22 protein-coding genes are annotated in these 24,112 nt (G+C 41.4%); 20 read left to right on the forward strand and 2 right to left on the reverse strand.

Annotated features, from left to right (window positions below):
- Window positions 1–1,069 precede the first annotated feature (1,069 nt).
- Window positions 1,070–1,996 carry a hypothetical protein gene (locus tag C5470_RS17875; RefSeq protein ID WP_239002559.1) on the reverse strand — a complete coding sequence of 309 codons (927 nt, stop codon included), beginning with the start codon at window positions 1,994–1,996 and terminating at the stop codon, window positions 1,070–1,072.
- Window positions 1,997–2,232: 236 nt separating this feature from the next.
- Complete coding sequence (locus tag C5470_RS17880; RefSeq protein WP_152963808.1) at window positions 2,233–2,472, reverse strand: RepB family protein; 240 nt, start codon at window positions 2,470–2,472, stop codon at window positions 2,233–2,235.
- A 1,421-nt stretch (window positions 2,473–3,893) separates the two neighbouring features.
- On the opposite strand from C5470_RS17880, the gene C5470_RS17885 reads away from it, so the two are divergent.
- The 20 genes from C5470_RS17885 (at window position 3,894) to C5470_RS17975 (ending at window position 24,108) form a co-directional block, all read left to right on the forward strand.
- On the forward strand, window positions 3,894–4,376 hold the full coding sequence (locus tag C5470_RS17885; RefSeq protein WP_152963809.1) for a transcription termination/antitermination NusG family protein: 483 nt from the start codon (window positions 3,894–3,896) through the stop codon (window positions 4,374–4,376).
- A gap of 452 nt (window positions 4,377–4,828) precedes the next feature.
- Window positions 4,829–5,851, forward strand: coding sequence for a toxin co-regulated pilus biosynthesis Q family protein (locus tag C5470_RS17890; RefSeq protein WP_152963810.1), 1,023 nt, complete (start codon window positions 4,829–4,831; stop codon window positions 5,849–5,851).
- Window positions 5,851–6,276: a type IV pilus biogenesis protein PilM gene (gene pilM / locus C5470_RS17895; protein ID WP_152963811.1), complete on the forward strand. Its 426-nt coding sequence runs from the start codon at window positions 5,851–5,853 to the stop codon at window positions 6,274–6,276. Before C5470_RS17890 ends, pilM begins: the two co-directional genes overlap by 1 nt.
- Before the next feature lie 45 nt (window positions 6,277–6,321).
- Window positions 6,322–7,956, forward strand: coding sequence for a PilN family type IVB pilus formation outer membrane protein (pilN, locus tag C5470_RS17900; protein WP_152963812.1), 1,635 nt, complete (start codon window positions 6,322–6,324; stop codon window positions 7,954–7,956).
- Between the two features lie 3 nt (window positions 7,957–7,959).
- Complete coding sequence (gene pilO2 / locus C5470_RS17905) at window positions 7,960–9,282, forward strand: type 4b pilus protein PilO2 (RefSeq protein ID WP_152963813.1); 1,323 nt, start codon at window positions 7,960–7,962, stop codon at window positions 9,280–9,282.
- A complete protein-coding gene (gene pilP, locus C5470_RS17910) occupies window positions 9,269–9,835 on the forward strand; it encodes a type IV pilus biogenesis protein PilP (protein WP_152963814.1) in 567 nt (188 codons plus the stop codon). Before pilO2 ends, pilP begins: the two co-directional genes overlap by 14 nt.
- A 6-nt stretch (window positions 9,836–9,841) precedes the next feature.
- Window positions 9,842–11,320, forward strand: coding sequence for a GspE/PulE family protein (locus tag C5470_RS17915; RefSeq protein WP_152963815.1), 1,479 nt, complete (start codon window positions 9,842–9,844; stop codon window positions 11,318–11,320).
- Complete coding sequence (locus C5470_RS17920; protein WP_166291048.1) at window positions 11,317–12,447, forward strand: type II secretion system F family protein; 1,131 nt, start codon at window positions 11,317–11,319, stop codon at window positions 12,445–12,447. Before C5470_RS17915 ends, C5470_RS17920 begins: the two co-directional genes overlap by 4 nt.
- 41 nt (window positions 12,448–12,488) lie before the next feature.
- Window positions 12,489–13,082, forward strand: a complete 594-nt coding sequence (locus C5470_RS17925; RefSeq protein WP_152963817.1) for a type 4 pilus major pilin — start codon at window positions 12,489–12,491, stop codon at window positions 13,080–13,082.
- Window positions 13,083–13,186: 104 nt separating this feature from the next.
- Window positions 13,187–13,630, forward strand: a complete 444-nt coding sequence (locus C5470_RS17930) for a lytic transglycosylase domain-containing protein (protein WP_239002560.1) — start codon at window positions 13,187–13,189, stop codon at window positions 13,628–13,630.
- A 1-nt stretch (window position 13,631) separates the two neighbouring features.
- Window positions 13,632–14,288 carry a prepilin peptidase gene (locus C5470_RS17935; protein ID WP_152963819.1) on the forward strand — a complete coding sequence of 219 codons (657 nt, stop codon included), beginning with the start codon at window positions 13,632–13,634 and terminating at the stop codon, window positions 14,286–14,288.
- On the forward strand, window positions 14,285–15,643 hold the full coding sequence (gene pilV / locus C5470_RS17940) for a shufflon system plasmid conjugative transfer pilus tip adhesin PilV (protein WP_203448976.1): 1,359 nt from the start codon (window positions 14,285–14,287) through the stop codon (window positions 15,641–15,643). Before C5470_RS17935 ends, pilV begins: the two co-directional genes overlap by 4 nt.
- An 87-nt stretch (window positions 15,644–15,730) precedes the next feature.
- Complete coding sequence (locus C5470_RS17945) at window positions 15,731–16,180, forward strand: DotD/TraH family lipoprotein (protein ID WP_239002561.1); 450 nt, start codon at window positions 15,731–15,733, stop codon at window positions 16,178–16,180.
- A gap of 1 nt (window position 16,181) precedes the next feature.
- Entirely contained in the window at window positions 16,182–16,970 is a 789-nt protein-coding gene (locus C5470_RS17950; RefSeq protein ID WP_152963820.1) for a type IV secretory system conjugative DNA transfer family protein, read from the forward strand.
- A 15-nt stretch (window positions 16,971–16,985) separates the two neighbouring features.
- Window positions 16,986–18,143 carry a plasmid transfer ATPase TraJ gene (gene traJ / locus C5470_RS17955; RefSeq protein WP_152963821.1) on the forward strand — a complete coding sequence of 386 codons (1,158 nt, stop codon included), beginning with the start codon at window positions 16,986–16,988 and terminating at the stop codon, window positions 18,141–18,143.
- Complete coding sequence (icmT, locus tag C5470_RS22510) at window positions 18,143–18,412, forward strand: IcmT/TraK family protein (RefSeq protein WP_203448977.1); 270 nt, start codon at window positions 18,143–18,145, stop codon at window positions 18,410–18,412. The genes traJ and icmT overlap by 1 nt, the downstream gene beginning before the upstream one ends.
- Before the next feature lie 8 nt (window positions 18,413–18,420).
- A complete protein-coding gene (locus C5470_RS17960) occupies window positions 18,421–21,861 on the forward strand; it encodes an LPD7 domain-containing protein (RefSeq protein WP_166291050.1) in 3,441 nt (1,146 codons plus the stop codon).
- A 10-nt stretch (window positions 21,862–21,871) separates the two neighbouring features.
- On the forward strand, window positions 21,872–22,390 hold the full coding sequence (locus C5470_RS22515; RefSeq protein WP_203448979.1) for a hypothetical protein: 519 nt from the start codon (window positions 21,872–21,874) through the stop codon (window positions 22,388–22,390).
- 45 nt (window positions 22,391–22,435) lie between these two features.
- Window positions 22,436–23,110: a DotI/IcmL/TraM family protein gene (locus tag C5470_RS17970; RefSeq protein ID WP_152963823.1), complete on the forward strand. Its 675-nt coding sequence runs from the start codon at window positions 22,436–22,438 to the stop codon at window positions 23,108–23,110.
- Window positions 23,110–24,108, forward strand: a complete 999-nt coding sequence (locus C5470_RS17975) for a DotH/IcmK family type IV secretion protein (RefSeq protein WP_152963824.1) — start codon at window positions 23,110–23,112, stop codon at window positions 24,106–24,108. Before C5470_RS17970 ends, C5470_RS17975 begins: the two co-directional genes overlap by 1 nt.
- Window positions 24,109–24,112 lie beyond the last annotated feature (4 nt).

Below are 24,112 nucleotides of genomic sequence, written 5' to 3' on the forward strand. Positions count from 1 at the left end.
GCGAAGACTGATTATTGATGACATGAACGGCCTACCGGCCTGATGAGAAACCTAACATAAAAAATGGCTCTTTCAAGCCGACAAGGTTTTAAGGTTCATCAGGCGCGGAACTCATCGAGGCGCAGGCTCCTTGCCTACAGTGACGCCGGATAGATTTAAGCAAGCCAAAAATTCATCAAAAATGAGTGTTGCAAAAACGAGGGGAACCATAGATTTTTTATGCTCTGTATGAAAATTGTTCCCCAAATTTTTCATAGGCGAAAGATAGTTAAAGTGAGCATTAAAGTAAATTCGCCTGTAAGGGGCGAAAGAAAGTTTCAGAGAGTATTAGGAGTTGATACGCCCCGAAGCGGAGCATTACTTGTCTTTATTAAGTAATGCGACTGAGAGCGAAATAGAGAGCCTCAATACCCCCTCGCCCTGTTAAGCTGTGAGCGAAGCGAACTAAATGGCACGATATGACAGCAATGGAGATGTTGGATGGTCGGAGACGAAAGGACGTTGAAGCAATATAGACAAAACAGGCATCTCATGGGTGACATACTTTCGTTTAAAACGGAAAATGAAAAGCGATGCTAAAAATGAACAACTTTCTTAATTAAATTCAATGTGATACATACAGATGGTGGGACTTTTGGAGGAAATGTGCGTGGACCCCCAATATGACTGAAAATCGATTAGTTATTTCCTTGTTTATTGTAGATATTTATTACATCTCCTTTCTGAGCGACAGCAGCGAAGCTGCTTGTAAGCGAAGTCATTTTTTATTTTTTATTGGTAGCAGGTGGGAGGTTTAATCACCTGCTAACTCCCTTTTTTAAGGGTCGTTTAGTTCAGAAATAAAGATCGAATTTAATATGATCTTCTTTATATAGTTCGAAGTTAACAGTTTTATTTTTAAACTATTCTAATTTAATTGACTATAATTTAATCTTAGCCAATGCTTGTCACTTAAATAACCGTTATTTTAGTGTTTTCCCTATGTGGGGGAAGTATAAAAAACAATCAAATATTGATTTCAGACAGCAAGAGAACCGCCAGTAAAGGCGGTTTATGTTAATTAGACAGGTTATTTGTCAGGTAGATGTTCTACATAGCAGTGTAATAATTCATCGTTAGAAAGCCCTGGGAAACGGCTCTGGATATCTTTTTCAAATGCCATTATCCAGGCAATAGGTTGCTTTTGTTTCCAGTTTTCATATTGCTGCCAGTATACTTGATTCTGATCTGGCATCGGGCTAGTCGCATCAATAAGCTCTTGTCGGTGTTTAATAGCTTTTATTGCGTGTTTTTTTTCATTCTTCATGGCCTCATCTTCACCAACAACCAGGCGTTTAATCTTCTTCAATAGGTTTTTTAATGAATGACTATTATCGATAGATGCAACATTTGATTTGGCTAACCGTAAAATATGTTGGGCATAACGACGTTGATAAGAGTCACGTAATCCATTTTTTTCCATCCAACGCTTAAATTTATTCAACATATCTCTAATTTCAGCGATAGAAAAACCAAGTCCGATGAAAAACTCAGGACGAATCCAGATACGCATTGCTTTATATTGCTTCGCTTCAGGATCAAACTCTTCCTTAATTATTATTAAATTAGCCCCCTGCCAATCGTGTAATGCATGAAGAATAGGATCATAACTTTTCCGGCCATTCTCATAACGGTATAGCTGACCACACAGTTCAGCAAGTTTTTCCACTGAACACATGACTTCAAAGAGATATTCATTGTTGGGGTTGTAATCAGCATAAGCGATCATTGCTAATGCTAATTCAGAGAACGTTTCTCTTCGTTCAGAACGAATTGAAACACGCTGACTACGCTTGCAACGCAATTGATACATAAAGGGATTACGATTCCAATCATGCACATTTAATGCACCTGCAAAACGCCGGACAGTAACTATTTTTGGCAAGCCCCCGCTGTATTTAGGGACATAGTGACGATGAATTTTCGTTCTTTTATGCTGTTGCTCTAGATTATCCACCCCGACCTTCACTTAAGCCGGTCATAGGGTATTGCATTCTATTAGACATGAATTTATACTCTCTGTACAAAGCAATTTCTAGTAGTTCTAGTAGCCCCGTACTCTGTGACATCCGGCAAGTTGAAACAGATTGCGGGGTTTTCCTTTTAGTCGGCTATAGCTCATGCTGACACACTTCCGGCTATGCCTATCAAGCTGGTAAGAATCTAACACTTCAAACAAAGATGATCAACAATCTACTTCCAACTTTTTCTAGCTTGCTCAAGTAACATTGTCAGATAAGCAGACTGTGAGAAACCTTCTTTTTTGCAAAAAATGACCAATTCTTCTTTAAGTTCTTGGGGGATAAAAACCCTCAGCTCTTTCTCATGACTGGCTAACTTTTTCTGTTTATACTTAATGTTATGTTCATTTTGTGTAAGGGGATTACCCTTCCTATATTCACGCATTTTTTTAGTTTTGTTCGATTCCGACATGACATAACCTCCATTGCCTCTTATCTACAAAAACAAAATTGCCTGTATGATATGATAGATCCTTAATTCTGCACATATTTTAAAAATCTATATAGGGGTTAATCATAACTAGAAAAGTTAACAGAATGGGATTTATCTACAGGTATCGGTGAGCAGCCGGAATAACCATAACGTAGAGAAATTTGCATTGTTATTGACATAAGCATATTATGTCTACGTTGGATGAAGTCCGTTCTATTTGATGCCAAAGCACAAATTCTGTGCTAGAACATAAAAAAAGCCCAATCTCACCAGTCGGGCTTTTTTGCGTCTATATATAATATCCTTAAATCAATTCCTTAATTTTGGAACCAAGTAAATGAGAGTTTTGGCGAGCCAAACAAAAAAACCCGGCATAAACCGAGGTTCTTCGGGTTGTTTAGTTTAGCGGGACGATTTGTTACGCCATTGACTCGGCACCATGCCGAATTATCCTTTTAAGCTGATCCTACGTATACGCCCATAAGCAGGAGCAACCGATCCGCTCACGTCTAAAATTTATGCGGCTCGCTTTAATCGGATTGATGATAAAATGTATCTGGATATTTTGTCAACAAAAAACAAGATCATTTTTCCAGAAATTAATTTCTCCATTGGTACACCCATCCGCAACTACGCTATAAAGGCCATTCATCTGCTTCTTCCGCCTGCTTCAGTGGTCTGAGTTACCCTTTTGTTACTTACTGATACCAGAGAGGAATAAACTTTTGGTAAAAGTCATCGACGTAGCAGTAAAATTCTTCTAAATTAGACATGCTTGAGGATCTGCACGGTTTTGTTTTCTTTAGCAAAGACTTTACTCGTACTTCAGACAGTTAGTTCCCTTCTTAAGCAAATCTCAGGTTAAAATAGCATACAAAACAACCAAACAAACCAGAATTAACATAAGTTAATTATTCTGTATTTTTACTTTTAACGATAAATTGATCTGTAAAAGTTCTTTTTTAAAGATCTTTAAATTTTCAAATTGCCTTAAACAGATTTTTATCACTGTTTTACATAATTTTTACAGAATATATAATCGAAATAAACTATTTTACAACACATTAAATTAAAAATAATATTCTAGACATATAAACACATGTTGACTCGGATAGTAAATACTTCAATTTCTACCCATGAAGACAGTGTCTAATTGCTCTAGCCTGGACTGCACCTGATATTTTTCCGCTAGGTGGACTATATATTGGGGATTTTTTATTCAATTGTCGGGTGCAATCCAGGCTAAAGCGCAGTCATCATTAAGGGGAAACTTATATTTATCTCCCCTACATTAAGTATTTTCCAGTTGTATCCCTTGGGTACGATTTTGGCGGAGCTTACCTACCATACTGCGCTTTATTATTCTTCTGTAGTTCATCAATTCATCATCGGGGAACATCATGGAACGCTGGTATCTCGCTTGCCATAAAGCTGGTAAAGACAACGTATTCAAGGCCCAGATAACTTTGGAAAGGATGAATATAATGGCATTCAGCCCTATAATCCGCAGTTGTCGCCCACGACCGGATAGGCCAGGACAATTCAGACAAGTAATGGAACAACTTTTCCCAGGCTATCTCTTTATTTTCTTTGATACTGAGGTACATCACACTTCAAAAATTGAACTCTGCCCTGGAATAAGCCATTTGGTTCGTTTCGCTGGTGAAATAACCCCTATCCGTGATTCCGTCGTGGATGAAATTATGCAGTTACCTGTTTGTGTTCAAGCATTTAGCGCTAAGCATCCTGGTAAGCGTAGTTGGGGAAAAAATATAAGACCATTGAACAATCAACAGAGAATGCAAATCCAATCTCTAGTTGAAGAAAATAATGGAGTAACTCGCAGTGCGATGTTTTTCGCATTTGCAGAGGCATTACGTTGACGGTCAAGAAAGATTACCTATTTATAAAATACAAAATTCAGTATTACTCTATTTCTAGTGAGCAAGTTAAATCGAATCAAAGTGGCAGTACGTCACTCATGCAAATATCCCACTTTCCAGTAACCCTCTAAACACTGACTCCATAATAGCCTCCCAATTCTCTGGGAAGTATTTTAATACTTACGCAACTGCGTAACCGAGGTGATTTTAATGATTCAACGACAATCACAGTCAAAGAACTATTCCTTGAGTGCTAAACATAACCAACTTCTTAACGAACAAGCCGTTAATTTAACACTTATTCTGAACCGCCCTGTTTCTTGCCGTAATGTACTCGAAGCTGTAATCGGATTATTACCAACTATAGACAGCACTGTGCTGGCCCAGAAAATACTTGATAGTGCCAATACATCCCGACGCGGTCGGCACCCTATAAGTAGAAAAAAAAACAAATGAAAAAATTCATCTCCGTCGCCTTAGCGCCGGTAATGTTGAGTGGATGTGCTATAACAGTTCAAACTCCTTCCACTGTTCCTGCGCAAAAGTTTGTCACGACTCTAATTCAGGATCAGTTGCCAATAATAAAACAGGCACATGCAGAACTCGCTCAAGTCAGCCGCGTGAAACTTAACAAACCTTCATCAATTGTTTTACCAGTCAATCAAAAGACAAAAAACCCTTCGCATACATCAGGTTCTTCTTCATTGGTACAACAACCAGCCTTTGAATTACAGGCTATTCGTTATATTGGTAAACATCCGAGCCTACTAATGCCAGCTAGCACAGGTAAATCTCAAACGCTTCGCCAAGCTGTTACGCAGATACTCCCTGTACAATGGCAACAAACTTATGGGCAAGATCTCAAACCAGAAGTACTCAGGTCATTGCCATTACAATGGAAAAGTAACGTTCAATGGCCTTATGTACTCAATCAGCTAATGCTGAAAGAAGGATTGATTGCCACGATAGACTGGACTAATCAGCGCGTGTCGATATCCAAACCCTCTAGTTTTGGGGGCATAACAGAATCACCATCAGGGAAGGATATTCCAACACCATCTATATTAGCGACAGCTACATCAAAAGTAGAAGTACAAGTAACAAATCGTGATTCATTTGATCAGAAATCTACTCAGGCAGTTTCTGGCATAAAAAAGACAACAGCAACCATCATCATGCCTAAGCCTATCATCCATAAAAAAGTATGGCGTATCGAAGCAGGTAATACTTTAAAAGATACGATATTCAATTGGTCTGCCAGTGAAAAATGTGCCACATCGGGCATAAACAATTGGACAGTAGTATGGATGACACCAGTCAACTATCGTATTGATGCTCCTCTCCAATTTGAAGGTAACTACCGTGACGCACTCAACAGCCTGTTCACATTATATGGTACGGCTAAAGTTCCACTATATGCAGGTGCTCGCAGTGAGCAATGTGTGCTTAGCGTGGATGATAAGGAGATCCATTAATGTTCTACTGGTTGTTGTCATTCTTTATTGGTTTTCTTGTTATAGGGGACATCTCTAGCAGTATTCCGATAGAGACCCAACGACAAGAGAGCAATCTTAACCAACGTGCAATCCAAACTGTACGTTACATCAATGAAATCAACGATTGGCGTTACAAAAACCCCGCACAAACTGAAGGGGCTATTCCTGATAGTACTCTCGGTTGGATAACTGTCCCAGGATTACATAATATTTTACAAGCCAATCGTGTATTCGTGTATCAAGACAACCAGCCAGGTTTAATGTCAGCTTTACAGGTCCAAACACATAATTCAGCATTAGTTGGCAAGGTCATTGGTCGCCGCTTAATCAACAGCTCGGGTAATGATATGCAAGTCACTGTCCCTGCTAGCATTGCCGACGGTAGTTTAGTATACCTCAACTGACTCCGTGTCTTACCCCCCTACTTCATTCTTATCCAAGAGACTCATATGAAAAATCGACTTCCCTTGACAGGGATAGCGGCAGCTCTGTGTCTGCTGTTGTCCGGTTGTGCGCCATTAGAGCGTATCGACAAAATTGATAACAAAATAATGTCAGACGAAAAACAAGCTGACAAAAATTTACAGACCATAAAAAACAGCTCAGTCGTTCGTAACCTGACCACACAGTGGATTAATCCTTATCCTATAAATGCACAATCTGACAGCAATACACCACTCCCGCCTTGCACTGTGGCAATCAATCGTCCAGGCAACATTACCTTGGCTGATGTCAGTGCCTTTATTAGCAAACAATGTCGTCTATCAGTGATAGTGACACCTGATGCAATAGCCATGCTTGCACCGCAAAACGGTGGTAAAACTGAACGAATTAGTGGTCCAATACCAGCTCCTGACCAAAATGGCATGTTGCCCCTCTCGATAATGGGTGGAGAAACTCCTCAACCTGTACAGGCTACACCCAATTCCTCCACTCTTCGTAGTCTATTCTGGCAAGGTGAGTTGGGGGGAATGTTAGACAATGTAACAACTCGACTTGGTTTATCTTGGCGTTATGAACAAGGCCGAATTGCTATTTTTTACCTAGATACACGCACATTCCCGGTAAATTTCATGGACAGTAAAGCAGCCTTTGGTTCTAAGACTGTCAGCGGTACAACATCATCACTAGGAGCCACCGGTGATGGTAGCAACAGTGGGCTAAGTGGTGATTCAAATACTTCTCAATCTACAGAGATGGAAATTAAATCCAGTCTATATGAAGATGTCACCAACACGATCAAATCGATGTTAACACCACGTGTTGGCCGAATGAATATGTCCGCTGGAGTACTTGTAGTCACAGACACACCTAGGGTACTTGAACAAATTGGCCGTTATTTGGATGACCGCAATAAACAATTAAACCGACAAGTTGTTTTAAACGTCCAAGTATATAGCGTGGAAAAACGCCAACAAGATCAGTTAGGTATAGATTGGAAAGCTATATTTAATACTAGCAGTGTCGGGATGTCCTTGAGCAATGCTTTTACTGGGGCCGCCTCTGGTGCTTTAAATGGAGGAATCTCAATTCTGGACGGTAAAGGTGCAGGCTCAAAAGCATTTATTAAAGCACTTTCAGAACAAGCCAACGTCAGCGTAATGACTGAAGCCTCAAGCATGACCACAAACTTGTCAGCAGTACCTATTCAAGTTGCGTTACAACAAGACTATGCCTCAAACGTTACAACTGAGAACACAGCCAACGTTGGCTCATCCAGCAGCATTACCAAATCAACCATTACAACTGGATTTAACATGACAGTATTGCCATTCTTGATGCCTGATTCATCAAAAATGCAACTGCAATTTGCCATCAACATGTCTGATGATCCCACGATGCGAACGTTTACCAGTGAAAAAACTTCGGTAGAACTGATGAGAACTCGTCTCAAAACTTTTACTCAACGCGTCATCATGCAATCAGGTCAAACATTAGTGTTGAGCGGTTACCAGTCACTGAGCAATACAGCTAATCGCCAAGGGGTAGGGAGTTTCCGCTTCTTCGGGCTTGGCGGTGGTACCAAAGGTGAAAACAACAAAACAATGCTGGTCATCCTTATTACACCAGTTATTTTGGGATAAAACATGACTCAAAAAACCATTCCCAAATATTACCTGTTACAAACAGACAACGCTTGGTTGATTTCTGGTCTACAATGGCAGTATTTATCTATACGCGGACGGAGGAACATGCGCCTACGCGCTAAAGAAAAGAAAGCTAATTATTGGTCAGCACTAACCGCAGGAGATGGCCAAGCACAAGGAACACTATTGGGTACAGTGAATGTCTCTGATACACAAGCAATAAAACGAAGTAGCCATATTCTTGCATCAATGGCTCTCACGGTTCTCCCAGCTTTGCCACAAGATTGCTATGCTGTTTTTCGGCTTTCTGATGAACAATATTGGTTTATCGCAGTCATTGATAAAATACTCTCTCCATTTGGTGATGTAGTCGGTGACAAAAGCTCGATTCTAACAACAGTAAAAACATTTCTACAAGTAACCCCAACGCCCAAGAATGGATGGGAAATATATGCGCCTGCTAACTTCTTCAACGATATTCCAACAGAAGAACTAGAATTACTCCCTCTGCTCACCAATAAGGTCAATCTTCGTCGGGCTCGTCTTTATAAAACACATAACCAGCAACCATTGTGGATTTTGGGGAGTACAGCCATCATTTTATGTGGGGGATACTTAGCTAATAACACCTGGCAAACTCATCAATCACAGATGCGAATTGAAGCAGCTCAAGCTGCTCTATTAGCACAGCAGGCAAGTAAAGAAAACCAACAGGAAATAGCTGACAATCTGAAACCATGGAACTCGCTTCCTTCATTTCCCGACATGATGGAAGCCTGTAGCAAAGTTTGGAAAAAAGCCCCTATATCTATAGCTGGATGGATTTTCAACTCAAGCAGCTGTGATAATTCAGGAAATACCACACTGAATTATTCATTGCCAAATGGAGGTACAATAGGTGATTTTGCTGCCCGTTTGCCTTTGTTCTATGACGAAATAAAACCAACTTTCAACATACTTGGTGGGGCAAATTCAGCTTCATTCACCCTCCCATTTACCCTTGTTCCTCTGGTACACCCAGAACCCTTATTACTCGGAGATCAACAGATACAAAATCTAACCAGCTATGCGCAACGTATTAACGCACAACTAAGGCTAAGCGAAAATAACATTACAACTCATCTAACCCAAGATGAGACCAGTAATTTGCAGTTTCAGTTTCGCACCTACAATTTTGAATTTATCACTGATATCCCGCCTGATCGATTGTTTGCTCCTTCTCGTTTTAATAGCAATGGGATTCGAGCAATGAGAATAAGGACGTTGCTTAAAAACAACCGATTGGAATACAACATCGAAGGAGTTCTGTATGCAGAACCTTAAAACCTGGCTCTTAAGTATAGTGTTGATAACACCCACAGTGACTGCAGTCCCTGTCACTGAGCTACCATCTTCATCAACAATTATCGATGAGCCCACAGAATCCCCCGTAACTACATCAACCCAAACTTTAACAACATTCAACCGAGCAGAAACAGGACGCGCCTTAAACTTGGGACAGCTTGAATCCATTCAGGCTGAGACAGTTCTTTATGAAGCTCAATTAGCTCGAGCCAAGGCTTTAAACGAGCTACAAAAAAATGGTTATGACCGCTCATTTGATCTTCCCTTCAATCCTGTTCCGCCGGTTCAAGACAGTAATCAAGCTGATATTAAGGGTGCAGCTCAAGACACAGCACTACCACAAGTGATCGAAATTACTGGCAGGGGGAAAGATTTCACAGCATTACTTACTTTGAGCAGCGGCAATCAAGTCACCATCCGAACGGGAAGCCGAATACCGGGTACTGACTATGTTGTTCAGCGTATTAGCATCAACGAAGTCATAATAACAGCACCTAATAGGTCATTGACCTCTCTCTCTTTTGCGGGGTAACAATTAATGTCCATTGGATACAGTGGGGAGCACTTTTACATAGATAAGTCTAATGTGGAGCAACCTATAATCTACGTATCAGAGAGCCATCGAGGTAACCCCCGGTTACAATCAATACTCGCGGAACAATGCAATAATTATCCAAACTTACGAATCGAGCTAGTTCAACTTGATAAATTAAAAGAAATTCAACAAAGCCAACCAATAAAGCACGAAAAAGCCTCTAACCCACAGGCGAAAGTTATTGAATACTTTCGAAAGGCTAAGGAGCTAAGGGCCAGTGATATCCATTTTCTGATTGGTATAAATAATATCACCTTAGTGCAATTCCGCATCCATGGTGACCTAGAAACAATTGATAAGTTGGATGTAGAGGACGGTAGAACATTAGCATCAACAATTGTGATGTCCATGTGTGATGTTGCGGAAAAAAGTTTCAATGCGAACCGACCACAAGATGCTCGTATACGTAAAGAATTTCTTCAAGCCGCAAAATTATTTGGTGCCCGCTATGCACATACTCCTGCAGAATTCGGGCTTTATGTGGTCATGCGTTTGCTACCTGATGAAGGGAAAGCACCTCCAACACTTGATGAACTCGGTTTTTTACCAGAACAACAACCCCTAATTCGCCGAATGCTTTCGACACCAGAAGGCGTGATCATTCTTTCTGGGCCGACAGGATCAGGTAAAAGCACATCTCTACGAACATTCAGTGAAATCTATCTTAGTTTCACTAACCATCGCAAGCGTTTATTAACGTTAGAAGATCCCCCAGAAGGTCTTATTCGTGGTGCTGTCCAGACACCTATTATTGCCGACAAAAATAATCCTGAGACTGTCAGTCGAGCTTGGGTTAGATCTATATCAGCATCATTACGACTAGACCCTGATGCAATGATTGTTGGTGAAATTCGGGATTCTCATTCGGTGCAATCAGGATTGGCAGCAGCTAAATCAGGCCATCTTGTACTGACGACTCTACATGCTAACGACTCCGTAGGTATTTTAGATAGATTGACAGATACATTGGATATTCCAATAGGACAAATTGCTGATCCACAGGTGATGATTGGCCTAATTTCACAACGCTTAGTACAACTACTTTGTCCTAGTTGCAAAAAATCCTGGCAAAACGTCAAAGAAGCTTTGGGACCTGAAAAAAAGGCTCTCTTAGAGAGATTTTGTCATACAGAAAAGCTGTTCTTTCACAATCCGTCAGGATGCGAACACTGCCACAAAGGCGTTACAGGGCGTAAGGTTATAGCTGAAATCATTCGCCCTGATGCTAAGTTTATGAGCATTTACCGAACCAAAGGTAAACTCGCTGCACGCAGTTACTGGGTACATGAGCTTGGTGGTATCACTCGAGGTCAACATTTGCGGAAATATCTCCACTCTGGTTTAGTTGATCCTATCAACGCTGATTACATAAGCCCATTGGATGAAGACAACCTGACCTTGCTACCAAAGGAGGAAGTATGAAATTTGATTTTTCAGCGTTAAGGGATCTTCTGTCTGGTATAAGGAAACAGTTTGATAAGTTCTCAATTAACAATGTTAATGATCGATTAAGTCGATGGTTGGCTCAAAAAACATTCTCCACCACTGACCGTTTAACTCTTTATGAAGATCTTGCATTTCTTCTAGAGAATAACTTGCCCGTAGAAAAAGCACTAAATGCAATGATCCTCAGTTATGGAGAAAAACGACCTCCCGTTGTTTTTTGTTTAGAAGATGCTCTTTCTGCAATTAGCCGAGGCAAATCTGTTGACCAAGGACTATCCGAATGGATCCCCAGACAAGAGGCCGCTATTCTGAGTGCCGGCGCACAAGATGGTAACCTTGCGGCTGCCCTCTATCGCGCGATCACAGTCGTTCAAGGCATGGATGATATGAAATCTGCTCTTATGTCCACGCTTGCTTACCCAATGTTATTATTGGGAACAACATTCGCCATGATGAAAATGGTGACGGTCTATTTCTTACCGCGCCTAGAGACGTTATCAAGTAAAGAGAATTGGGGAGGAGCATTATGGTGGTTAAACACAATCTCTGAGTTTTTCGTTAATAATGCCCTCTTACTTGGTGTATTAATACTATTAATTGCCGGCTTTGTTGCTTGGTCAATGCCTAACTTAACAGGCAAGGTGCGTAAGCACGTCCTTGATCGGATTATGCCATGGAGTGTCTATCGGGATGTATTGGGTGTAGGATTTTTACTGAATTTTAGTGCTCTGATGCGGGCACAAGTAACGACTCAAGACGCCATAGATATATTAAGTAATCATGCCCCACCGTGGTTATTCGAGCGTCTAGCTGCCACTCAAAATCAAGTTAGTCAGGGTGATCATCTCGGAATAGCATTACGAAATGCAGGTTTTGGATTCCCTTCACCACGCGCTATCGATAAATTAGCATTACTTACCGACGGTGATAACGCCGAAAACATTATTGAGAATTTTGCACGAGTTTGGCTTAAACAGACTGTTTCCAAAATCAAAAAAACAGCCAAATTACTCTCTAATATCGCATTAGGTACTAATGCTGGCTACATGATTCTAATTCTTTTAGCAACTCAAGATCTCAATAACCTCGTTGGAAATCACTAGCCCAACAATCTCATCTCTGCATATAAAGGAAATAAAATAATATGAAACTATCTATTAGTTCATCTCGTCGTGCCATAAATAAAGGTGCAATCACGCTTCTTGAAGCGTCCATCTATATCGTTTTGGCTCTGGTTGTATTAGCTGTCGCTGTCACACAAGGGGGGGGATTATTTAATCGTAATGACGCCAGCACCGAGTACAACAATGCAGCTGAATTATTAAATAATACCCGCGCAATGACAAAAACATCAGGGATATACAATTTTAACTCTGCTGATGCAATGACGGGAGCCATCATTCAGTTCGGCGGCGCTCCCGCTAATATGACTATTGTGGGAACCAAATCATCTGGCACAGCCAAATTACAAAATTTGTGGGGAGGAGCTGTCACTGTCCAACCAGTGACATCAACCGGCGGCCAGAAATCCAGCTTTTCTTTGACCTACGCGTCTGTTCCTCAGGAGGCCTGTATCACTCTTGCAACTAAATTAAGTGCTGCACCTTCCATTGTAACCACTCAAGTGAACGGAAAGACCACTAACGGCCCAGTTGCCGCAAATGCTATTGGTGCTCAATGCACCCCAGATAATGGTTCTGTTGGTCAAAATACACTGATATTCACCAGTAATACCTAAACCACATCGCCGATAGTTATTCTGCTATCGGCCTCATTTCGTCGGAGCACGTTACCATGCTATGTGCTTTACAACGGTTCCTGACACTCATCGTGTTCATAGGAATGCTACTGTTATTTATATCAACACATGCTAAAGCATTTTGTTTTAACGAAGCCGGAGCACGCTACAAAGTAGACCCTCTATTACTGCGTTCAATGGCCACCGTGGAAAGTAATCTTAACCCCCAGGCTATTGGAAAAAATCGTGACAAAACAGGTCGTATCACCAGTCGTGATTACGGACTGATGCAAATCAATGAATTACATATACCTCAGCTACAAACACTTGGCATCATTCGTGATGAACAGGATTTGCTCAATAATACCTGCCTCAATGTCCAGATTGGGGCTTGGATATTGGCCAAACATCTTAAAAAATGCGGAGTTAATTGGGAATGTTTAGGTTCCTACAACGCGGGGTTTGCTGATAATAACGGTAGTAGGCGAATGATCTACGCCCGCAAAGTGTATTCCATTTATCTAAAACTTTACGGAGGAACCACTTAACTTGATAGTTTTGTTCTCTCTCTGGGTTGCTGTACCGCTATTTATGGCGTTACTTGCACTAATACTGACCGTTCCTGCCAAACAGTTTATACATACACATCACGGTTTACCTCTGACACGCTTACAAATCAATGGTGTTATAACTGCTTTCACATTAGCCAGCACCTCACTATTCATGACAGAGTCATTTTTTGATGCGAATCCAATAGGAACTGTGAAATGTTTGGTCTTACTGGCTTGGGGGGTTCCATTAGTCCTGCTTGATATACGTAACTTCTGGTTACCTTTCCGTTTTACCTCTGGGTTTTGGTTGACTGGGATACTATTTTCTCTACTACCAGATAACACAATTAAATTTACGGAATCCGTTATTAGCAGTTGCGCCATGTTTACACTCATGCGCTTGTTTCATTACTGCGTTAACCGGAAACATCCCGAAGAAAGATTTGGTTTAGGTGACGTACATTTGATTGCAGCGCTCTGTGCTTGGGTTCAATGGCAACTTGCCTATTTGTTATGTGGTATTGGTTTTATCATGTTTATTGCTGGCGCCCTTATTACTCAAAAACATGAACAAGCTTATGCTCCTTGGTTGTTCGCACTTCTCGCTATCTTAGCCACGTTTTTTCCCCTGCAAACCATACAAGGTGTTTTATGACAGTTAATACAGTCAAACCGCCCATCAATCGGGGCTTATCATTAGTTTCTCTGGCTTTTGTTTTAGCCATAGTATTAATTGCGGCCCCGATAGGGATGCAAAAATATGCTGATTATACCGATCAACGAGCTTGGAATGTAACAGCAGAACATCTCAGTACAGTTAGTCAAGGTAGTCGCCGGTATATAAAAGACAATTACACCACGCTGCTTAACCAAGTCAAAAACGGAAAATCCGTGTCCATACCAGGTCAAACTCTGCGTGACAAAGGATATCTGCCCCCTGGGTTTTCCTTAACAAATAATAACAATCAGACCTATACCATATTAGTGGCCAGAAATCCGGCAAAAAAAGATAGTATGGTTGCTTTTGTTATCACCACCGATGGTTATGAAATTTCGTTTAAAGGATTGCGGTTTATCTCACAAGGAATAACCGGACTCGGAGGTTATATTTATCCCGCTAATATTGCCAATGGAGCAGGCGGAAGCTGGAAAATAAATTTAGCTGATTTCGGTCTTAAAGGTCAGAGTGGTCACATTACCTCTTACTTGTCTTCCGAAGTGCTAGGTACGGATGCAGAGGAAAGTGATCGTCTCTATCGTTTCAAAGTTAATGGAAGACCAGATTTGAATCGGATGCATACGTCGATTGATTTAAATAATAATGACATTAACAACGGCAGAAATATTAATGCTCAAAATGGTAATTTTAATGACGCTCTGACTGTAAATAACGATATTAGAAGTAATAATGGATGGATAATTACACAAAACAGTAAAGGTTGGATGAACAGTACTTATGGTGGCGGTTTTTATATGTCCGACAACAGTTGGATTCGAAGTCTGAACAACAAAGGTATTTATACTGGTGGTCAAGTTAAAGCTGATGGACGACTTTCAACAGGTGAATTTTTACAGCTTGATAAAATTTCCGTTGCCGGCACATCCTGCTCACCCAATGGTTTAGTTGGCCGAGACGATAAAGGAGCTCTACTTTCCTGTCAATCTGGTGAATGGAAAAGCAATGGCGGGGGAAGTGATTACACCCAAGTAAGCATTGCTATTCCTGCGAGTGGCTATATTGACTTAAACAAATTCGTTCCCAACGCCAAGGCAGTGCAAATTCGAGGAACAGGGGAAGTTCATGCGAATGGAAATTGCTGCCCAAGAATGGGGTTAAATGTAGATAGTGTCAATGTATTCGGACAAGGATTTGATACAAGAAGTAGCGGGGAAAATCAGTACAGCGCCTTCACTTTCATCACATCGCCTGGTGCACATAATTTTACTTGGTACACATGGGGTTGGTGGCGAGAACAACCAACACTGACAATTATTGGCTACTGGAAATAATCTGCTAAAAGCTACTTCTTCCATCCTATCTCTATCTAAAACAGTCCCAACCTCTACTTACATATGTAGTAAAACAGGAATACATCAATGATGAAACGACTGATTATTTTTATTACTTTATCCGTAATATTAACCGGATGTCAGCAAGAACCAATGGTTTCTCAACATCAACCGCCCCCTTCTCTAACCTCAATCCAGCAATTGCAGGAACTGCGTCAGGAACTACACCAGAAGGGAATATTAGAAAAGTCTATCACTCAATTTCCTACAAAGATTATCTCTAATTCTCAACGTATTACCGTAAACTGGGATGGCGATGCTATTGAACTTCTCAGCCAACTAGCACACCAGCGCGGTTTAACATTCGCGTATACCGGTGTTCGATTGCCACTTCCTATTGCTATCCATGAAAAAGACATCTCTTTTGAAGATTTATTACGTGTCATTCGTACTCAGATTGATTGGAGAGCCAAACTTGAACAGCATTCTATTGAGTTGCGTCTTTACTTTATGCTACCGCTGAAAAAGGAACATTAGCATGACACTAAAAGTACTCTCTCTGTGCTTGGCACTCGTCACTATGCCAACTATTGGGGCGACAATGGATACATCCCCCCCAGATATAAATGCATATCTATATCCTCAATCAATTGACAAACACGGGGTAAATGACACGTTATGGCAATTAATGAATGATGCAGGTCAAACAGTTGGTTTTAGAGGGGGAAAAGCTCAGCGAGCTTGGGAATTACAACAAGAGCTAAATAACCAAAACGATACTCTCAATAGTCTTTATGAATTTGCACCACTAATAAACCGGCAGGGTTGGTTACCTCCCGTCATAGTGGTATCAGAATCTTTGGCGCACATTACCGATAAGCAAATTCGAACAGCTAATAAAGTCTACAATATTTTGGTACCAGAACATTTTGTCAGTAATCCCCCAACCTGGCGTCAATATTTGCTCTCTGGGTTAACTGTTAGTTCTGATGTTTCTTCAGAAATCAAACCTCAAAACAGTGCTGAGGAAAAAATATGGCGGGAAGCAATTCAAAAAGGTTGGCAAGCGGGCCGTGAAAGTGCAGATCGCATATTGGAAAGTAACTTCAACCGATTAACTAGGGATTATACTGGAATGTTGCGTTATTCGACTCTGGTTCAACAAGGCATGATCACTTCGCCTGTTATCAGTGAAGAATTACAGTCTGTAACAGGTTCCCGCGATAAATTAATGATAGGCGACAAAGTTCGGGATCTAAAACAACGAGCCGGTTTCGAATTAGATAAAAAACGCTGGAAACCTGTCATTACTACCTCTCAGCAGTAACTCATAGGACAAACCATGACACCTTTAGCACACTACGATTTCAGTCGTGGATTGAATGCCGACAACCTACGCGGATTTTTTGTTCATTGTTACCGCCACAGTGTATCTGACATCCATATACAAAGCGGGAGTCCTCTGATTGTAGATCATTGTGGTCGCAAAGTCATTGCGAGCCAGTTTAGATTAGAGCATTCCAATCTTATACGGCTCATTGATGAAATTTTTTCGCCTGAAATTAAAGCTCAAGTACAAAGTGGAAATGGTGTAGATAGATCTCTACAGTTGGAAGGAGACAGTAACGGCAGGTATCAATTAGTTCGAGGTGAACGTGTCCGATTTCGCTGTAACTTCATACAAGGCACAATCGGCAACCTCAACACCGCAGTCGCCGTAACACTCCGTGTGATTCCCTCTTTAATTCCAACACTCGACAGTTTGGAACTAGAGGAAGATCTACGAAAAAGCCTGCTACCACTAAACGGCCTGGGATTAGTCTGCGGTGAAACGGGTTCTGGAAAGACCACACTTTTAGCATCTACCTATCAACATTATGGAGAAACTCATCCTGATGGAAAAGTCGCTACGTATGAAGACCCCGTTGAATATTTACTCGGTGGACCCAAGTGGGTTCTACAACCTCAGCAATGCCAAATCGGTCGGGATGTTAAAAGTTTTGCCGATGGACTGCGCCTATCATTACGCCAAGCACCAACAGTCATTGGTATTGGGGAAATTCGTGATTTAGAAACGCTACAAGCGGCAATAACATGCGCTCAGTTCGGTCAGCTAGCATTGAGCACCCTCCACGCATTTTCACCCGGCCACGCATTTTCACGTTGTTGCATCATGGCCCCAGAAGAAACCCGTGAACAAATTGCATCCGATTTGCTGAACGCACTTCGTTATATCATCGTGCAACGTTTAATACCAACTACAGATGGCAAACGTACTGCAGTACGAGAGTATGTGATATTCGACGATGAATGGCGCCGGAAATTAGCTCAACATCATTACACTCGCTGGCCTGAAATGATCAATGCCAGTTTACGCGACAGTAATAGCCGTATTGTTGACCGAACCTGGCAATTATTCATCAACAATCGTATAGATGCGCAAATTGCTGAGAAAATCATGGGATGGCAGGGGTTCTCGGATAAACAAAGGACGGCATAATGAAGGATGATGACTATAGCCCTTGGTTAGATGCAGGAAAACCGGCCACCATTTATGGAATTCCCGTTCTAGTCTTCCTTGTTTTCCTGCTGTTATTTATATGGCCGGCAAAAACCACCTTTTTCATCTGCTGCTCCCTAATCATTTTATACAAAGTACTAGCCATATTCGGCTACACCCTAACAGTGTTACTCCAGAGGATTCACCACTGGCTACGTGGAAACAAAATCACGGGGCGCCCTTGGTGGTATCGAAAATTCTTTGAATAGGACATGTAATGAAAGCGACAGAACCTACCTATCTAATAATTCCTTTCGAACAGCTCAAAGAGGCTAAAAAACAAGCTGGAAAACTTGAGAATGGCCAAAATGCCATAGAGTTCGATTCCAAAAACAAACTATGGTTTGCTAAACCAGGGGTAGACCTTAAGAAACTGGAAAAATGGCGTGTAGATACAATGTTGGTTACAGAGGGTAATCATAGACAAGACTTTGGAGACTTCATTCGTGCATATGGAGGAGAGCTAAAAGGTGATCCTATCATGAATGGAAAAAAACAACGGATTCGTATGGTGGGGGATAAGCGGGGGAATAAATCAGGCGTCTATGTAGGACATGAAGACGGTTACCCAAATGGGTGGTTAGTAGATCATCGAGATGGAGGTGATCTAAAGAAATGGTCCCCAGGTTCAACCAAACCTGATCCAAAAACGCTTGCTCATCTTAAAGCCATCACAGCCCAAGAACAGTTACGCCGAGACAATGAAACCCGCATTACACGAGATACCAAGTCCAAAAAATCCACAGTCCTATATAACAAACTTCCTCAGGCAGGGAACAATCACCCTTATCTACTGAGTAAAGGAGTTATGGCTGCAAGAGGTGTACGCATTGATCAAGAAAATAATCTAGTTATTCCGTTCTCAAATATCGAAGGTGTTATCAGAACATTACAAACCATCAGTACTAACGGAACTAAGCGATTGACAACAGGCGGTGAAAAGGAGGGTAATTTCTATGTGGTTGGCGGCGCATTAAAAAATGGCGTCCCTATCATATTTGCTGAGGGCTATGCAACCGCAGCAAGCGCAGTAATGGCCATTCAGCATCCTGTCGTTATGACCATTGATGCCGGCAACTTAGTCAAAGTTGCACAAGCCTTGCATAAACGCTATCCCGACAGTCAAAAATGGTTTTTGGCAGATGACGATATACCAAAACCCACACGCCCTAGTAACCCTGGAAAAGAAAAAGCCTCTCAATCAGCTGAATTAACAGGCGGAACTTATATTCTTCCAACGTTTACACCAGAAGAACGGCAAAAAGGTTTTACGGATTTTAATGATCTCCATAAATCCAGGGGATTGGATGCACTGAAAAAACAGTTACAACCCGTCATTACAGCAATACATACCTCATTCCAAATGGAGCCGACAAAAATGGTTGATACCCCTAAAAAACACCAATCAGAATCAACAAAAATACAAAAAAAACCATTTGAATCAGATAATTCAGAATCGCCATCAAGTATTAACAATATTACTCCAGTGTCTTCCATCTCTAACGATGACTATGCCGATTATGGTCACATCATCGATGATGTTATGGAACAGGATCAACTTATACATCAATCCCATAACATTGCATCTGAACTGCGAGAACAAGATATCTCTGAATCTTCTGAGATATTAGAACCGGCAACAACAGAGTCGATTCAAATTACTCATGACGAACTAATTAATAACGATAAAGTTGTAGATATTGCACCTCAGGAAAAATCTCTTAGTGAGAATATAAAAGAAACAAAGCAGGAAGCCAGTCAACAGCCCAGACCGTCTTATGATAACAATCAGAGGAAAGCCATAGAACAAAATGAATCTAATGATTTAACTAAAGAAAGTGGTATTAAGCCATACATTGAGAAAGAAAAAATTCAAGAAGTAGATGAAGACGCTAAAGCATGGTTAACTTCCCGCCGAGTATCAACCACCGAAATGATAGAGGAAGACGAAAAACGTCACCACAATAGAAAACAAGATGCCCGAATAATTAGTCAACAAACTCAAGAAACGGTAGCTGCTGAATCAGCAAAAGAAGAGGAAACCTTATCTACTGCAGTAGAGCCAACAAAACAGAATGAACAGTTAGAAAATACAATTCTTATTGAAACATCGCGTAAACTGGCCCCGATTGATCTTGATGCATTAATGCAAAAAATCACACATGAGATATCCGATGATGGCCGCTCTGTAAAATATCTGCTCAGCGGTGAGGATGCATTTGTTGACCATAGCAATCGTATCGTGATGGCAACCGCTCAATCCAGTCAGAATGATTCTATGATACTTGCTGCCCTTCTTGTCGCTCGGGAACATTATCGCGGTCGTATCGAATTAACTGGTAGTGATGAATTCAAACAACGTGCAATTAATCTCATCGCAGAATACAACCTCGATGTGAAAATGAAGAATGCACAGCAACAATTAATGCTGGATGAAGCAATAAAGAAACTTGCTGACGAACCTACTCCAAGCGATACACCTACACCAGTAGGTAGCCCAGTAGCAAGCATTGTTTTGGAACCTAATGAAACAACTGCTTTTGTTGCTTCACCATCAGGATTACAGTCAGAACTGCCACCTGAATTACGTCCAAATGTTCTTCCTCGGAAAAATCCACAAAATGCCAGCCATAAAGAAAGTAAGGCTGGTATAACCGGGACTATCTTGGGATATGGCCCTGCAAAATATAACTTTGATCCTACAGAGAGTGAAAACTACTACGTACACCTAAGAACTGCACAAGGTGAACGATATATCTGGGGTAAAGGATTGATGGATGCCATTAGCGAAAGTGGATTAAGTAAAGGCGACGTAGCCACGCTTAAATGGCTTGGCAGCGAAGAGGTCGCCATAATGACAAAAGTCCGAGACGCTCAAGGAAAGGTTGTCATCGACGAAAACGGTTTAGAAAAAACACATGAAATTATCACTAACCGTAATCAATGGGAGATAACTTCGGCAATTGATCCTCGGCTACTTGTCAGCAATGAACGCCAAGCAGCTCCCCCTGCTAGTTTGCTCGCTTATGACATAGCACACTTTAAGGCCATACAAGAAAAAGTGATTCAATTCGCTACAGAAACTGGAGTAATTATACCTGATTTACCATCACCAGCGAATGGTCTGTTATGGTTTAAACCTAATGGCGAAGGTACACAGCCTCCTGCAATACGTCCAACCAATGTAAAATTACCTGTTCACACTCAAGATGCAGGTACTGTACTAATGAGAGCCATGAATAGCGAAAATCAACTTAAGCTGCTTTTGGTAAAAGGGCTAGGCGAATACATACAAGGCATAGTGCATTATCAGGGCAAATATCATTCCGTTCTTGGCAAGTTATGTACTCGGGAGAATGGCAGTCGTTACTTATCACTCAATTCAATCACTTCTGATGGACTAAAAATCATCGGCTATGGAAATGCTGTCAATCATGAAGTCGGTGCCAATAACGCCTTTGTATTCAAACTGAAAGATGAGAAAGAACGACTCTATGCTCCATTAGTTGATCCGGTAAAGTACCCACCGGCTCTGCATAAACAACTTGGGTTTACGAATGACTACATCCCACCGTCGCAAGCCTCGCAGATCCGGGAAAAAGACATCGTGGAACATACCGCTAAACCTGCCCCATCAACACCAAGACCTAGTGCGTAAAGGAATCACTATGATTATGCGACTACATCATTTGATACTAGTCACGATTGTAGCCAGCTGTTTTACTCTTCCCGTTCAATCTGCAAACTGTCGTGCAGGAACAGCGGCCCAAGCTGGTGCTCAAATAGGATATGAACGAGATCGAAAAGCGGCCGAATCTTGGTCACAACGTGAAAACCAAGTATCCAGCGGATTGCAGCAATGTTTGGGTAGTATCAGCACTTCGATTACAGTACCAACGTTTCCTGATTTAAGCGGTATCCTAAATGGGATTAAAGATAGAATCTGTCAAGCAGCCCGCAATAAGATTCAGGTCTATATCCCCAGTAAAATCGACCCATGGGGAGATTTACCGCCCAGTTTAGGAAACTCTATAAATACACCGGTGGGGAGTTTGCCTCCACTTGTGGGTAAAAATTCACATTCAGTGAATATGAACATAGGCAAAAGTCTGCCACAAAACACTTCACCAGCTCCGATACATTCCGTTTCTGATCCATCTGGTAATGATTACCTCTTCACTCGTTAGTTTCTCAACTCGGACTACCGAGCAAATGTAAACTATGGATATCCCATGAAAGAAAAAGAACAGGTTACCCCTCAGGTAACTGAACCTGATCCATATGCATCAGCTATTGCTAAACATAAAGCTAATCAGCTTAATGTAGGATTTACGCGTAAGTCACTCACTACTAATATCTGGCAAGGTGCCAGCCAATTCGTGGCTATGATAATAATCGGGTGTTTGGTATACGCCGTATTACACCCTCCAGTGAAATATTTTGCTACTCAAGATGGAAGAGTAATCCCGCTACATCCAACAGACAAACCCGCTTACAGTGATGCTGATGTGATTGATTTTGGCAACCGAGTCATTCGTGAAGCCTTCACACTGGACTTTGTAAACTATCGATCTCAGATGAATAACATAATACCTCGTTTCTCTGACGCTGGTTTTCAGAGCTACTACACAGCCTTAACTCAATCCAATATTTTATCAGCGATAAAAGATAAAAAAATGAATATGTCATCAATGACATCTTCTGGTGTAGTCGTCAGCAAAGGAACTCTAGAAAACGGAGCCTATGCATGGAAAATTCAATACCCCTCAAAATTCAAACTTATTGGGCAAGTCAATTCCTTACCCGAACAAGGTTTTGTCATTTCACTATTAATCCAACAAGTCGATCCCCGCTTGAAAAACGCAGGCTTGGAAGTTAGTCAGTTAATTACCTATGAGGCCCCATAATGTTAAAAACTCCACTGTCTGGCTTAATCCTACTAGCAACTTTTAGTAGTTATGCTGCATCAACAACCTCAGCACCACCAATATCAAACACTTGGCAACCAGCAGAAAGCATGGACACTAAAATGCAGCCAACACCTACAGCTCAAGCATCTACAATTCAGCAAGCCCCGATTCAGCCGGCAGAGGGTTCTGAACTCAATGCGCCATTACCCTCACCTGCATTAACTTATGCCCTCAATCAGGTGGCCCCCTTAACACCAGAAGATGTTTCAGGACTACATCAGACATTTGATCAATTACAACGTAGCGAAAGTCGAACCCCAATCACTGCAGTTCCACGGATTAGCTCACTGACAGTGAATTTATCTCCTGGTGCATCTTTACCGTTGTTACGTGCTCTACCGAACTTTCCAAGTACAGTATCATTCACCGATGAAACTGGGGCACCATGGAATATCGGAGCACCTCCGATTAACGGAAATGAAGCAGGGTTCGAGGTTAAATACATTCCGAATAGCCCTGTCATGTCAGTTCAAGCTAAACGCGCTTACGACACAGCCAGTGTCAGTGTATACCTACAAGGGCTTCCAGTTCCTATCGTAATTTCACTCTCCAGTGGAGAAGCCGACAACACAAACAAAGCACAGATCACAGATAGCCGGCTTGATTTACGAATCCCTTTAAGAGGTCCTGCTGCTAAATCACTTCCGGTCGCCCGGGAAAAAATTAGCCTTGAAGATCCATTGTTACAGGCATTCTTAGATGGTGTTCCTCCCAAAGAAGCTAAGCGACTGAAAACTAACGGTGATGTGCCGATGACCAGCGTTTGGCAAATGGGAGATGACCTTTATATTCGCTCCCGTCATATTATTAGGGATTCTTTTGTCGCTACCTCCTCCTCTGCAGATGGTACTCGTATTTGGAAACTACCTATCACGCCAGAAGCCGTATTCTCAGTTCAAGGACGTAATGCAACTCTGAACATCAATCTGGAGTAACAAC

The sequence above is a fragment of the Photorhabdus stackebrandtii genome, assembly GCF_011189495.1.
Taxonomy (GTDB): Bacteria; Pseudomonadota; Gammaproteobacteria; order Enterobacterales; family Enterobacteriaceae; genus Photorhabdus; species Photorhabdus khanii.